This is a genomic window from Streptomyces sp. B1I3 (assembly GCF_030816615.1).
Classification (GTDB): Bacteria; Actinomycetota; Actinomycetes; order Streptomycetales; family Streptomycetaceae; genus Streptomyces.
Genome location: NZ_JAUSYD010000001.1, coordinates 4,145,385 through 4,159,219 on the forward strand (window position 1 = coordinate 4,145,385; position 13,835 = coordinate 4,159,219).

General features: G+C 71.9%; 11 protein-coding genes. 5 read left to right on the forward strand and 6 right to left on the reverse strand.

The annotated features are described in order from the left end of the window. Positions 1-20: 20 nt before the first annotated feature. Positions 21-812 (forward strand): carbon-nitrogen family hydrolase, encoded by a 792-nt coding sequence (locus QFZ58_RS19075; protein ID WP_307126108.1) that lies wholly within the window; start codon positions 21-23, stop codon positions 810-812. Between the two features lie 105 nt (positions 813-917). On the opposite strand, the gene QFZ58_RS19080 is transcribed toward QFZ58_RS19075, so the two are convergent. Further along, positions 918-1,412: an LURP-one-related/scramblase family protein gene (locus QFZ58_RS19080; protein WP_307126109.1), complete on the reverse strand. Its 495-nt coding sequence runs from the start codon at positions 1,410-1,412 to the stop codon at positions 918-920. 64 nt (positions 1,413-1,476) lie between these two features. Between QFZ58_RS19080 and QFZ58_RS19085 the strand changes: the two genes are divergently transcribed. Then, positions 1,477-3,288: an NHL domain-containing thioredoxin family protein gene (locus QFZ58_RS19085; protein WP_307126110.1), complete on the forward strand. Its 1,812-nt coding sequence runs from the start codon at positions 1,477-1,479 to the stop codon at positions 3,286-3,288. 146 nt (positions 3,289-3,434) lie between these two features. Here the strand turns inward: QFZ58_RS19085 and QFZ58_RS19090 are convergent, their stop codons facing one another. The 5 genes from QFZ58_RS19090 to QFZ58_RS19110 all read right to left on the reverse strand — a co-directional run bounded on the left by QFZ58_RS19090 (position 3,435) and on the right by QFZ58_RS19110 (position 10,936). After that, positions 3,435-4,136, reverse strand: coding sequence for a DUF4232 domain-containing protein (locus QFZ58_RS19090; RefSeq protein ID WP_307126111.1), 702 nt, complete (start codon positions 4,134-4,136; stop codon positions 3,435-3,437). A gap of 146 nt (positions 4,137-4,282) precedes the next feature. Then, positions 4,283-7,168, reverse strand: coding sequence for a BTAD domain-containing putative transcriptional regulator (locus QFZ58_RS19095; protein ID WP_307126112.1), 2,886 nt, complete (start codon positions 7,166-7,168; stop codon positions 4,283-4,285). A 131-nt stretch (positions 7,169-7,299) separates the two neighbouring features. Continuing rightward, a complete protein-coding gene (locus tag QFZ58_RS19100) occupies positions 7,300-7,521 on the reverse strand; it encodes a DUF6458 family protein (protein ID WP_307126113.1) in 222 nt (73 codons plus the stop codon). Between the two features lie 101 nt (positions 7,522-7,622). Beyond that, complete coding sequence (locus QFZ58_RS19105) at positions 7,623-8,921, reverse strand: M18 family aminopeptidase (protein ID WP_307126114.1); 1,299 nt, start codon at positions 8,919-8,921, stop codon at positions 7,623-7,625. 188 nt (positions 8,922-9,109) lie between these two features. After that, positions 9,110-10,936: an acyl-CoA dehydrogenase gene (locus tag QFZ58_RS19110; protein ID WP_307126115.1), complete on the reverse strand. Its 1,827-nt coding sequence runs from the start codon at positions 10,934-10,936 to the stop codon at positions 9,110-9,112. A 164-nt stretch (positions 10,937-11,100) separates the two neighbouring features. Here QFZ58_RS19110 and QFZ58_RS19115 point away from each other — a divergent pair, with 164 nt between their 5' ends. The 3 genes from QFZ58_RS19115 (at position 11,101) to QFZ58_RS19125 (ending at position 13,802) form a co-directional block, all read left to right on the forward strand. Further along, positions 11,101-11,541: an SseB family protein gene (locus tag QFZ58_RS19115; protein ID WP_307126116.1), complete on the forward strand. Its 441-nt coding sequence runs from the start codon at positions 11,101-11,103 to the stop codon at positions 11,539-11,541. Between the two features lie 161 nt (positions 11,542-11,702). Continuing rightward, entirely contained in the window at positions 11,703-12,659 is a 957-nt protein-coding gene (locus QFZ58_RS19120) for a pirin family protein (protein ID WP_307126117.1), read from the forward strand. Positions 12,660-12,746: 87 nt separating this feature from the next. Beyond that, entirely contained in the window at positions 12,747-13,802 is a 1,056-nt protein-coding gene (locus QFZ58_RS19125; protein WP_307126118.1) for an AI-2E family transporter, read from the forward strand. Positions 13,803-13,835 lie beyond the last annotated feature (33 nt).

A 13,835-nucleotide genomic window follows, 5' to 3' on the forward strand; every position in this document is an offset into this window, starting at 1 on the left:
CATGCCAGGACGGTGGTAGTGTGCACGCCTCCCTCATCCAGATCGCAGTAAACCCGGACGAGCCGGTCAATTCCCGTAGAGAGCGCGCGGCTTCGCTGGTCGTGGCCCAGCGGGGTGCGGATCTGGTGGTCCTCCCGGAGCTGTGGCCGGTCGGTGCCTTCGCCTACACCGCGTTCGCCGACGAGGCCGAACCGCTGCGGGGCCCCACGCACGACGTCATGGCGCAGGCCGCCGCCGAGGCGGGGGTCTGGCTGCACGCGGGTTCGTTCGTCGAGCGTGCCGAGGACGGCACCCTCTACAACACCTCGCTCGTCTTCTCGCCCGAGGGCGAGCGGACCGCCGCCTACCGCAAGATCCACCGCTTCGGATTCGACAAGGGCGAGGCGGTGATGATGGGTGCGGGCGAGGAGCTCGTCACGGTCGCCCTGCCGCAGACCACCCTCGGCCTGGCCACCTGCTACGACCTGCGCTTCCCGGAGATGTTCCGCGGGCTCGTCGACGCGGGGGCCGAGACCCTCGTGGTCGCTGCCGGGTGGCCGGAGCGCCGTCGCTCGCACTGGACCCTGCTGGCTCAGGCGCGGGCCGTCGAGAACCAGGCGTATGTCCTGGCCGTCGGGTCGGCGGGCACCCACGCCGGGATCGAGCAGGCCGGGCACAGCCTCGTCGTCGACCCCTGGGGAGAGGTGCTCGCGGAGGCGGGCCCGGACGAGGAGGTGCTCTCCGTGGAGTTCGACCCGGCGAGGACCGCCGCGACGCGTGAGCAGTTCCCGGCCCTCAAGGACCGCCGCCTCGGACTCGCCCCGCCGCGCTGAGCCACCGCCGGCGGGAGCCCGGGTCGTACGTGGAACCCGCGCCGAGCCACCATCGGCGGGAGTCCTGGTTCCACGCGGAACCCGAACCGGTGCCGGCCGGACCGCTCAGTCCTCGTCGCGTTCCTTGTCGGCGAGGACGATCACGCACACCGCCACCGCGATGAGCAGGGACACGTCGGCGTCCTCACGGACGATGTCGATGCCGTACGTCTCACGGACGGTGAGCAGGCGCCGTGAGACCTGGGCGAGCAGTTCGCCGTCGTACTCGATGGCGAACTCGCGATCCAGGATCTTGCCGCTGACGTCGAGCTCGGTGCCTTCCACCAAGGTCACCCGGTAGTGGTTGCGCAGGAGCGAGAGCCGCTTCCGCCTGATCCGGGCGAGTTCCTCTCCGCCGCGTTCGACCACCATCGTGTCGCGCAGACTGACCAGCTTCTGATGGAACTCCACCAGCACCCGGCCGTCCCTGTCCTTCAGCTCGAAGGTGTCGCGGAGCCGCATCGCCTTGCCGTCGACGAGGAAGAGCTTCCGCCCGTCCGCGTCCTCGATCCAGTAGTCGTCTCCGACGGCGAACAGACGCTCACGCACGAGAAGTCTCATGGATCACAGGTTCCCCGACGCCCTACCGGAATGCGCGCAGGCCGCGGTGATGTTGACTGGTGTCATGACAGCACGTGCACGTGTCCGCGCCCCCGAACTGATCGGCAAGGGCGGCTGGCTCAATACAGGCGACCGCTCGTACACCCTCGCCGACCTGCGGGGACGCATCGTCATCCTGGACTTCTGGACCTTCTGCTGCGTGAACTGTCTGCACGTCCTGGACGAGCTGCGCGAGCTGGAGGAGAAGCACCGCGACACCGTGGTGATCATCGGTGTCCATTCGCCGAAGTTCGTGCACGAGGCCGAGCACCAGGCCGTGGTCGACGCCGTCGAGCGCTACGAGGTGCACCACCCCGTCCTCGACGACCCCGAGCTCGCCACCTGGAAGCAGTACGCCGTACGGGCCTGGCCCACGCTCGTCGTGGTGGACCCCGAGGGGTACGTCGTCGCGCAGCACGCAGGCGAGGGGCACGCGCACGCCATCGAGAAGCTCGTCGAGGAGCTGGAGACCGAGCACGCGGCGAAGGGCACCCTGCGCCGAGGGGACGGCCCGTACGTCGCTCCGGAGCCGGTCGCCACCCATCTGCGCTTCCCCGGCAAGGCGCTCGTGCTGCCCGGTGGCGGCTTCCTGGTGTCCGACACCACCCGGCACCGCCTGGTCGAGCTGGAGGCGGACGGCGAGACGGTGCGCAGGCACATCGGCTCCGGTGAGCGCGGGTTCGCCGACGGGGGCCCGGGCGAGGCGAGGTTCAGCGAACCGCAGGGCCTCGCGGTGCTGCCCGACGGCCGGATCGCCGTCGCGGACACGGTGAACCACGCGATCAGGGCCCTGGACCCCGCGACGGGCGTGACGACCACCCTCGCCGGTACGGGCCGCCAGTGGTGGCAGGGCTCGGCCACCGAAGGGCCGGCCACGGAGGTGGACCTGTCCTCGCCGTGGGACATCGCCTGGTTCGACGGCCGGCTGTGGATCGCCATGGCCGGGGTGCACCAGCTGTGGACGTACGACCCCGGTCAGGGCACCGTGCGCGTCGCCGCGGGAACGACCAACGAGGGCCTGGTCGACGGACCGGGCGCCGAGGCCTGGTTCGCCCAGCCCTCCGGCCTGGCCGCGTCCGGGGACCGGCTGTGGGTCGCCGACTCGGAGACCTCCGCGCTGCGGTACGTGGACCTGCGGGGCGCCGTCCACACCGCCGTCGGCACCGGCCTCTTCGACTTCGGCCACCGTGACGGACCGGCCGGCCAGGCGCTCCTGCAGCACCCGCTGGGCGTCACCGCCCTGCCCGACGGTTCGGTCGCGGTCAGCGACACGTACAACCACGCCCTGCGGCGCTACGACCCGGAAACCGGCGAGGTCACCACCCTGGCCACGGACCTGCGGGAGCCGAGCGACGCCGTACTCGTCGACGGCGACCTGGTCGTCGTGGAGTCCGCACGGCACCGGCTGACCCGGCTGCGGCTCCCCGAGGAGGCGGTGCGCGTCGCGGACCGGGCCCACCGCACCCGGCGGGCGGCCACCGACATCGCCCCCGGCACCCTCCGGCTGGACGTCGTCTTCCAGGCGCCCGCCGGGCAGAAGCTGGACACCCGGTACGGCCCCTCGACCCGGCTGCTGGTCTCCTCGACCCCGCCGGAGCTGCTCGCCGAGGGCTCCGGCCCCGGGACGGACCTGGGCCGGGACCTGATCCTTTCGGGCGGGGTCACCGAAGGCGTCCTGCACGTGTCGGCGATGGCGGCCTCCTGCGACGACGACCCGGCGAACGAGTACCCGGCCTGCCATGTGCACCAGCAGGACTGGGGCGTCCCCGTGCGCGTCACCGCCGAAGGGACGTCCAGGCTCCCGCTGGTGCTCGCCGGCATGGACGAGCAGGGCTGACCCGCTCGGCCGGGCCCGCGAAGCCCGTCCGTACGCCCGGTGGCCGGGCTGGACTTCGCGGACCCGGCCCAGGCCCCTGGCCGGATCAGGCCGATGAGGGAGCGGTGCCGGTGCCGGCGCTCCCGGCACGACGAGCGCGAGAGGTACTAGAAGTCGTCGGCGCCGTTGCGCAGCTCGTACGTCCAGTAGCCCGTCGCCCACTTCGCCGGGTCGACGGCGATGCCCTCGGCGCCCGGGGCCTTCACGACGGCCATGCCGCCGTTGCCCTGGAGGGTGACGGAGAAGTCCTTCACGGTCTCCACGTCCTCGTCCATGCCGCCGTCCGACAGCTTGACCAGCGCGTAGGCGGGGGCACCCGCAGTGAGCACGACGGGGGCGGCGGGCTTGCTCCTGGCGACCGCCGGCGCGATGCCCCGGGCGTTCTCCAGGAAGCGGATTTCGGGGAAGCCCTCCATCCGGCAGCTGTGGCCGGACGTGTTCTTCGCCGTCAGCACGATGTGGGTGTAGGGCGGGCCGTCCTGCGCCGCCGCGCTGACCGTGAGGTCCCCGGTGGTGCATGCGGAGGGGGACGAGGAGGAGCCGCCGGCGCCCTCTGCGGCGCCGACGGCCGTGGCGCCGTCTGCCGTCTTCGACGCGCCTGCGGTCCGCGCGGCGCCGGTGTCCTGCACGGAAGCGGTCTCCGCGGCGTCCTGCGCGTCCTGTGCCGGCGAGGTGGCCGGCCTCGACACGTCCGCCGGGCCGGCGGACCTGGTGCCGGTCCCGTCGTCACCGCAGGCGGTGAGGGTCAGTGCGAGCGCGGCGGTGGCTGCGGCGGCGAGGACGGTGGTGCGGTTACGGAACGTACGCATGGAGATTCCCCCGGAAGTGACGGTGCGGTGATCACCTGGTCAAGGTGATCGGCCGCCGACCTGCTGACATCCATGAGTCTGGGCCCCACCGCTCACGTAACGCTGCTGTCCCGCTGACGTTCCGCTGACGTACCTCTCCGTCATCGTCAGCGCTCGTCGGCGAGCCTCCGGTGGGCCTCTTCGTACCGTCCGCGGTACTCAGCCCCCGGCGTCACCCGCAGCAGGACCTCCAGGGCCCGTACCGCGCCCTCGTCGTATCCCGCCCGTTCCGCCTCGCCCGCCGCCCGGACCAGCAGCCGGATCCCGTCGTCCGTCTCGCCGAGCGCCAGGCGGGCCTCTCCGGCGACGGTCAGCAGCAGCGCCCGGCGGGCCGCCTCCTCGTGCTCGGGCCCCAGACCGAGCGCCGTCCGGGCACATTCCAGCGCCTCCTCGGGCCGGTTCGCGGTGAGCAGCATGCGGGCGAGGTGCTGCAGGGCGAGCATCTCGGTGTGCCGGTCCTGCTCCTCGCGGGCCAGCCGGACGGCCAGCCCGCAGCCCGCCAGGGCAGCGGCGGTATCGCCCTGACCGGCCTGGACGACTGCCAGGTTGATCAGCGCTGTCGCCTCTCCCAGCCGGTCACCGGCCTGCCGGGCCAGACCGGGCGAACGCTCCAGCAGGGTCACGGCCTCGGCGGTCCTGCCCTCTTCCGTCAGCACCCAGCCCAGGAGGTTGAGCACCCGCGACTCGGCGTACGGGTCCTTCTGCGCACGGGCGGAGTCCAGGGCCAGTTCCAGCAGCGGGGCCCAGTTGTCCCGCACCCGCCACACGACCTGCGGCCACTGCAGAAGGATGATCCGCCAGGCCCGGTCGTGGAGTGCGGCGGTGCGGGCGGCGACGGCGGCCAGGGCCAGGTCGTCGCGCTCGGCGGCCAGCCAGCGCATCGCCGCCGCCCGGTCGGGGAAGTCCCGGACGGCCGAGGGGCCGTGGTAGCCGTCCGGCAGGACGAAGCAGGGCTCGCCGCCCGGCTCGGCCGTGTCCGCGGCGGCGAGGGCGGTGGCGATGTAGTGGTCGAGTACCCGGACCAGGGTCTCGGGCCCGGACGCCGGTTCGAGACCGCGGGCGTACAGGCGTACCAGGTCGTGCAGTACCCAGCGCCCGGGCACCGTCTCGCTCACGAGATGGGCGGCACCGAGCCGTTCCAGCGCAGCCGCCGCCCGCACGGGATCCGTCCCCGCGAGCGCGGCGCAGGTGTACGGGTCGAAGTGGCTGCCCGGATGGTGCCCGAGCCGGGCCAGCTGGTGCACGGCGTCCGGCGGCAGCTGCTGCACGGTCAGCCGCAGGGCGGCCGACACACCGGTGTCGTCCACCTCGAGGTACGTCAGACGGCTGCGTTCGTCCGCTAGTTCGTCGGCCAGGCCGGCGAGGGTCCGGTGCGGGGGCCCGGCGAGCCGGGCCGCGGTCACGCGCAGGGCGAGGGGCAGGCCTCCGCAGAGCTCGGCGAGCCGGCGGGCCGCCACCGGTTCGGCGGAGACCCTCTCCTCGCCGAGCACCCCGGCCAGGAGCGCCGTGCCGTCGTGGGGTTCGAGGGTGTCGAGAGGGACGGGCCGGGCCGCGTCCGAGGCGATGAGGCCCTCCAGCCGATGGCGGCTGGTGACGAGGGTGACGCAGTCGGTGCCACCCGGGAGCAGGGCGCGGACGGTGGCGGAGTCGCGGGCGTTGTCGAGGATCACGAGCAGCCTGCGCCGGTCGGTCAGGGAGCGGAACAGCGCGGCGGCGGCGGGGACGGACTCAGGGACGCGGCGCGGTGTGACGCCGAGTGCCGGCAGGAACTCGCGCAGGACGTCGATGAGGGCGGCCTCACCGGTGTCGCTGAACCCGCGCAGGTCGGCGAAGAGCCGCCCGTCCGGGAAGGCCGCGGGGTTGTGGTGGGCCCAGTGCAGGGCGAGCGCCGTCTTGCCCACCCCGGCCGGTCCGGTGACCAGGCAGACGGGCGCCTCGCCCGCCGCTGCCCGGGTCAGCGCCGCGAGTTCGGCCGCGCGTCCCTGGAAACCGCGGGGTGCGCGCGGCAGCAGGTCGGTGGGGTGCGGCACCTCGGCGGTGCGCACCGCCTGCCGGGTGCGCGGGGAGGGGATGACTCTCTCCGCACCGGCGGGCCCGGACGGCGCGTCGGCGCCTTCGGCAGGGCGGATCGTGGGCGCCGTGCCGCCGCCCTCCGCGGGACCGGGGAGTACCGCCGTCTCCCGGACAGCGGCGGGCTGCGGTCCCTGTGCCGCTTCCCGGGCCTGCCCGGGCTCCCGGATGCCACCGGGCACCGGGTCCCCCCGCAGGATCAGCGCGTACGCGTCGGCGAGTTCGCGTCCCGGGTCGACGCCCAGTTCGTCGGCGAGCAGCCGCCTCGTGCGGTGGAACCAGTCGAGCGCCTCCGACCGGCGCCCTGCCCGGTGGAGCGCTCCTATCAGGGCTGCGGCCAGGGACTCGCGCATCGGATGGGCGACCGCTTCCGTCCGGAGCACGGCCGCGGCGCGGTGGTGGTCCCCCAAGGACGCGCAGGCTTGCGCGAGGTGTTCCACCGTCGCCAGCCTCGACTCCTCGAGCGTGTGCGCGGCGGCCCGGAGCGGCGGTCCGGCGAACGCTCCGCTGAGCGCGGGGCCCTGCCACAGGGACAGGGCGTCGTCGAGCATCCGGACACAGTCGGCTGCGCTGCGCTGCTGCCGGGCCAGCATCAGGAGCTCCTCGAACCGCTGGGAGTCCAGGAGGGTTTCCGGCAGGCGCAGGACGTACGCGTCCCCGAGCGTGGCCAGTTCCACCCCGTACGCCGGTGCGTCGGCGCCGATCAGGAGGGCCCGGAGCCGGGAGACGTGCCCCTGGATGACGCTACGGGCGTGCAGCGGGGGTTCGTCGTCCCACAGGCACTCCGTCAGCCGGGAGACGGACACGGGGGTGTTGGCGGACAGCAGCAGGGCGGCGAGCAGGCTGCGGCGCTTGGCGGGCCCGAGCGGCAGCGGTCCGGTCAGTGCTTCGACGGAGACCGTGCCGAGCAGCCGGAACTCCACGAGCGGCTTTCCTTCCGGGCGGGACGCACCCGGAGCGGGGGCCCGGGCCGGACCCCAGAATATCCAGGTCGCCGCCGGTCCGGCGGGGCGTCACGCCGGACCGGCGGGAACCGGTCGCCCGATGGTACGGATCACTGGTAACGACGCTCGTCCTCGGCCACGACCGTGGTGGCGGGCGGCACGACCATGCGGCGGCGCCGCGCGATGCTCACGTAGACGAAGACCCCGACGAGTCCGACGAGCATCATGATCCAGCCGACCAGGTCGACGTTGACGGTGTCCATCTCCCAATCGGTGGCGAACGCGAGTATCGCCCCGGCACCGATCAGGAGAATGCATCCTCCGAGTCCCATGATTTCCGCCTCCTCGACGGCCCGGTGACTCCGGGCCGGTGTACGGATCGCGTACCCGGCCCGGCAACAACCATGTCCGTGAGGTGGGTTGACGAAAGGAGTCAGCCCTCCAGGAACGCCGCGATCGCGTTGGCCAGCAGGTACGGGTCGTCCGCGCCGCACAGTTCGCGGGCGCTGTGCATCGAGAGGATCGCGACACCGACGTCGACGGTCTGGATGCCGTGCCGGGCGGCGGTGATCGGGCCGATCGTCGTGCCGCAGGGCATCGAGTTGTTGGAGACGAACGTCTGCCACGGCACGCCCGCCCTCTCGCAGGCGGCCGCGAACACGGCGCGGCCGCTGCCGTCGGTCGCGTACCGCATGTTGACGTTGACCTTGAGGATCGGTCCGCCGTTGACCACCGGGTGGTGCGTCGGGTCGTGCCGCTCCCCGTAGTTGGGGTGGATGGCGTGGCCGGTGTCCGAGGACAGGCAGACGGTACCGGCGAAGGCGCGGGCGCGGTCCTCGTAGGAGCCGCCACGGGCGAACACGGAGCGCTCCAGGACGGTGCCGAGCAGCGGGCCGTCCGCGCCGGTGTCGGACTGGGAGCCATTCTCCTCGTGGTCGAAGGCGGCCAGCACGGGGATGTACGGGATCTCGTCGTCCGGCTGTGCCGCCACGGCGGTCAGCGCCGCCGTGGCGGCGTGCACGGACAGCAGGTTGTCCATGCGCGGTCCGGCGAGCAGCTCACGGTCCCGGCCCAGGTAGGCCGGCGGTTCGACAGGGTGCGGCATCAGGTCCCAGCCGGTGACGTCGTCCGGGTCGACGCCCGCTTCCTCGGCGACGAACCGGATGAGGTCACCCTCCGCGACCTCCCCGAGCCCCCAGATGGGCTGCATGTGCTTCTGGCGGTCGAGCTTGAGTCCCTCGGCGTTGGCGGACCGGTCCAGGTGCACGGCCAGCTGCGGCACCCGCAGCAGCGGCCGGTCTATGTCGACCAGCCGGTGCGTGCCGTCCCGCAGCGACAGCCGGCCGGCCAGGCCGAGGTCCCGGTCGAGCCAGGTGTTGAGGAGCGTCCCGCCGTAGACCTCGACGGCGATCTGCCGCCAGCCGTACGAGCCCGTGTCGGGCATCGGCTTGACCCGCAGGTTGGGGGAGTCGGTGTGGGCTCCGGCGATCCGGAACGGGGTGTGGGCCTCCGCGCCCTCCGGCACGTACCAGGCGACGATCGCGCCGCCGCGCAGGACGTACTTCCCGCCCGTTGACGCGTCCCAGGCCGCCGTCTCCTCGACCTGCCGGAAACCGGCCTTCTCCAGTCGCGCCGCCGCGGCGGCGACGGCGTGGTACGGGGAAGGCCCGGCCATCAGGAAGGCCATCAGGTCGTCGGTGTGCCCGCGGTCGAAGCGGAGGCGTGAGCTCATGTTCTTCACTGTAACGAGGGGGGCCCGGCAGTATTCACCGCATGCCGGTCCGGCCCGCCCGTCGTCCGGGAGGCCCGGTCGCCCGGTCCGCCCGGCCGCCGCCGGACGTCGTGCGCGAGCACGGGGAAGGCCCGCCCCCGCGTCGGGGGCGGGCCGTCACCGGTACCGCGGGCTGTGCCGGGGCCGCGTCAGAACGCGGCCTCGTCCAGCTCCATCAGCGAGTTGTCCACGGACTCGGCCAGCGCCCGCTCGGCCGAGACGCCCGGCAGGACGTTCGCGGCGAAGAACTTCGCCGCGGCGATCTTGCCCTGGTAGAAGGCGACGTCCTTGGCGGACGCGGTGGGCAGCTTCTCGGCGGCCACGGCCGCGCCCTTGAGCAGCAGGTAACCGACGACGACGTCACCGGAGGCCATGAGCAGGCGTGTGGTGTTGAGGCCGACCTTGTAGATGTTCTTGACGTCCTCGCCGGTCGCGGTGAGGTCGGTGATCATCGTGCCGACGATCGCCTCCAGGTCCACCGCGGCCTTGGCGAGGTTGTCCAGCGCGCCGGACAGCTCCTCGTGGTCCTGGGCGCCCGCGAGGAACTTCTTGATCTCCTCGGAGAGGGTGTTCAGGGCCGCGCCCTGGTCGCGGACGATCTTCCGGAAGAAGAAGTCCTGGCCCTGGATCGCCGTCGTGCCCTCGTACAGGGTGTCGATCTTGGCGTCGCGGATGTACTGCTCGACCGGGTACTCCTGGAGGTACCCGGAGCCGCCGAAGGTCTGGAGCGACTGCGCGAGCTGCTCGTAGGACTTCTCGGAGCCGTAGCCCTTCACGATCGGGAGCAGCAGGTCGTTGAGGCCGTGCAGGGCCTTGGCGTCGTCGCCCGCGGCCTCCGTGGCCTGGATCGCGTCCTGGACGGAGGCGGTGTAGAGCACGAGGGCGCGCATGCCCTCGGCGTACGCCTTCTGCGTCATGAGGGAGCGGCGCACGTCGGGGTGGTGCGTGATGGTGACCTTGGGGGCCGTCTTGTCCATGAACTGCGAGAGGTCGGTGCCCTGGACGCGCTCCTTGGCGTACTCCAGCGCGTTGAGGTAACCCGTCGAGAGGGTGGCGATGGCCTTCGTGCCGACCATCATGCGGGCGAACTCGATGATGCGGAACATCTGGCGGATGCCGTCGTGCTTGTCACCGATCAGCCAGCCCTTGGCGGGGTGCTGGTCGCCGAAGGTCATCTCGCAGGTGTTGGACGCCTTGAGGCCCATCTTGTGCTCGACGTTCGTCGCGTACACGCCGTTGCGCTCACCGAGCTCGCCGGTGGTCCAGTCGAAGTGGAACTTCGGGACCAGGAAGAGGGAGAGGCCCTTGGTGCCCGGGCCGGCGCCCTCGGGGCGTGCCAGCACGTAGTGGAGGATGTTCTCCGACATGTCGTGCTCGCCCGAGGTGATGAACCGCTTCACACCCTCGATGTGCCAGGAGCCGTCCTCCTGCTCGACGGCCTTCGTGCGGCCGGCACCGACGTCCGAACCGGCGTCCGGCTCGGTCAGCACCATCGTCGAGCCCCACTGCTTCTCGACGGCGATCTCGGCGATCTTCTTCTGCGCGTCGTTGCCCTCTTCGAAGAGGACGCCGGCGAACGCCGGGCCGGAGGAGTACATCCAGACGGCCGGGTTCGAGCCGAGCAGCAGCTCCGCGTAACCCCAGATCAGGGAGCGGGGGGAGGTGGTGCCGCCGATCTCCTCCGGCAGGCCCAGGCGCCAGTACTCGGAGTCCATGAACGCCTGGTAGGACTTCTTGAAGGAGTCCGGAACCGGCGCGGTGTTGGTCTCGGGGTCGAAGACCGGCGGGTTGCGGTCGGCGTCGGCGTACGAGTCGGCGAGGTCGTTCTCCGCGAGGCGGGTGACCTCGTCGAGGATCGACTTCGCGGTCTCGACGTCCATCTCCGCGAACGGGCCGGTGCCGTACAGCTTGTCGCGCCCGAGGACCTCGAAGAGGTTGAACTCGATGTCGCGGAGATTCGACTTGTAGTGCCCCATGGGAAGGCTCCGTAATCAATAGCAGTGGCGCGCAGCGCCCCGTGGAGGAGTGAGGATCGGGCGGCCTGGCGTGGGTGTGTCAGCTCACCCCCACGATGATGCTACCCGTCAGTAATAAGACGCAACCCCTCGAGGCACAGATGTGTCCGATTACTCTTTGCCGCATGTATGGCTACGACCAGAACCCGGGCGCGCAGCAGCAGATGGGTGGCGGCTACGGCGAGCAGCCGCTGTACCCCGAGCCCTCGCCGCCGTCCCTGGCCGACGCGGTTCGGGCCTTCACGACCGGATCGCTGTCCGCGGAGGACTTCCAGCAGATCTTCGCGACGTCGAAGGTCTACTGCCCGCGCGGTGACAATCCGGGTTTCCTGGCCCTCCACAACACCCAGCAGCCGGTGATCCCGATGTTCACCACGCTCAAGGAGCTCCGGCGGTACGCGGGCAAGGAGTCCAAGTACTTCGTGATCACCGGTGCGGAGGTGATCGACCTGCTGCCGACCGGCTACGGCTTCGTGCTGGACATGGAGGGCGACCACCGCATGGTGTTCGACGCCAAGGCGGTGGAGCAGATGGTCGACTTCGCGATGCGCCGCATGTACGGCTAGACGCCGCCACTCCGGGGCCGCGTACCAGCGGTGGGGCCCGGGCCGGGAGACGCTCCCGGTCCGGGCCCCACCGCTGTCCGGCGCGCCCGGGAATGGAAGCCACCTTGCAAGATGTTCATCGTTCAACTAAATTGGTGGCAAGACTTCCGGAGGTGGCTCCCATGCCCGCAGTGACCGTCGACAACCCGCTGACCCTGCCCAAGGTCTCCGCCCCGGCGGACGCCGTGGCCCGTCCCGTACTGACGGTCACGACCGCGCCGTCCGGTTTCGAGGGCGAGGGGTTCCCGGTGCGGCGCGCGTTCGCCGGGATCAACTACCGGCACCTCGACCCGTTCATCATGATGGACCAGATGGGGGAGGTGGACTACGCGGCGGGAGAGCCGAAGGGAACCCCCTGGCATCCGCACCGCGGCTTCGAGACCGTCACGTACATCATTGACGGCAGCTTCATCCACAAGGACAGCAACGGTGGCGGCGGCGCGATCGAGAACGGCGACACGCAGTGGATGACGGCCGGCTCGGGCCTCCTCCACATCGAGACGCCCCCGGAAGCCCTCGTCATGTCCGGCGGCCTCTTCCACGGGCTCCAGCTCTGGGTGAACCTGCCCAGGTCCGACAAGATGATGGCCCCCCGCTACCAGGACATCCGGGGTGGGCAGGTGCAGCTCCTCGCCTCCCCGGACGGCGGCGCGCTGCTGCGTGTCATCGCCGGTGAGCTGGACGGCCACGAAGGGCCCGGCATCACCCACACCCCGATCTCGATGATCCACGCCACCGTCCGGCCGGGCGCCGAGGTCACCCTGCCGTGGCGGGAGGACTTCAACGGCCTCGCCTACGTCCTCGCCGGGCGCGGCAGCGTCGGCGTGGAGCGCCGCCCCGTCCGTAAGGGACAGACGGCGGTCTTCGGCGCCGGGTCCGCGATGACCGTCCGCGCCGACGAGACGCAGGACGCGAACACCCCGGACCTGGAGGTCGTGCTGCTCGGCGGGCGTCCGATCCGTGAGCCGATGGCGCACTACGGGCCGTTCGTCATGAACACCCAGGCCGAGCTCCAGCAGGCCTTCGAGGACTTCCAGGCCGGCCGCCTCGGCACGGTCCCCGCCGTGCACGGCATGTGACCGGAGGCCGGGCGTACGGGTGACGAGCCGTCACCCGTACGCCCGTACGGGCGGGACACCGCTCCCGCTGCGTGTTCGGGTGGGAGGGTGCCTACCCGGAAGCGCCTCCTGCCCGACAGCGCCCGGCGGACGGCCGCCTGGTGCGGTGTTCTGCTCCTGGTGGCCGGGGTCGCGGCGGTGGCCGTCTGGCTCTGCGTCACCCTCAAGACCGCGGTCACCCCGGTCCTCCTCGCACTGCTCGCCACGGCGCTGCTCGGCCCGGTCCACCGCCGGCTGACCGCCCACGGGGTGAACCGGTCGCTGGCCGCCGGACTCACCTGCGCGGCGCTCCTCGCGGTGGTGGGAGGCGCCGGCTACATCGTCGTCACCGCGCTCGTCGACACCGGGGACCAGATCGTGGCTTCGCTGAAGGAAGCCGCGCAATGGGTCATCGACCACTTCGACATCGCAGGCGTCGCCGACGTGAACGACCTCGCGGACAACGCCAGGACCCTGGTCGGGAAGTTCGGCGCGAGCGCCGCGGGCGGACTGCTCACCGGCATCAGCCTCGTCGCCTCCCTCGTCGCCACCGCCGTCCTGGCCCTGCTGCTGACCTTCTTCTTCCTGCGCGACGCCGACCGCGCCGCTCACCTCGTCCGGAGCATCGCGCCGCGCGGTACCGGCGACGTGGTGGAAGCGATGGGGCGCAGGGCCTTCGAGGCCGTCGAGGGGTTCATGCGCGGCACCACGGTCATCGCCCTGATCGACGCGGTGTGCATCACGGCCGGGCTGCTCATCCTGCGGGTCCCGGGCGCTGTGGGGCTGGGGGCGCTGGTCTTCGTGGGCGCCTACATCCCCTATCTCGGGGCCTTCGTCTCCGGCACCGTCGCCGTGCTGGTCGCGCTCGCCGACCGCGGGTTCGTGATCGCGCTCTGGGCACTGGGAGTGGTGCTCGCGGTCCAGGTGCTGGAGGGCCATGTGCTGCAGCCGGTCATCCAGAGCCGCACGGTGCACATGCACCCCGCCATGATCCTGATCGCGCTGACCGCGGGCGCGGGTGTGGCGGGTCTGCTGGGCATGCTGCTCGCGGTGCCCCTGTGTGCGGCGGCGTTCGGGATCATCGGCGAACTGCGCCGGGGAGGCGAGGCCGCCGACGGCCCATGAGACCCCGCGCCGCGGGCTCGTACGACCTCGCGC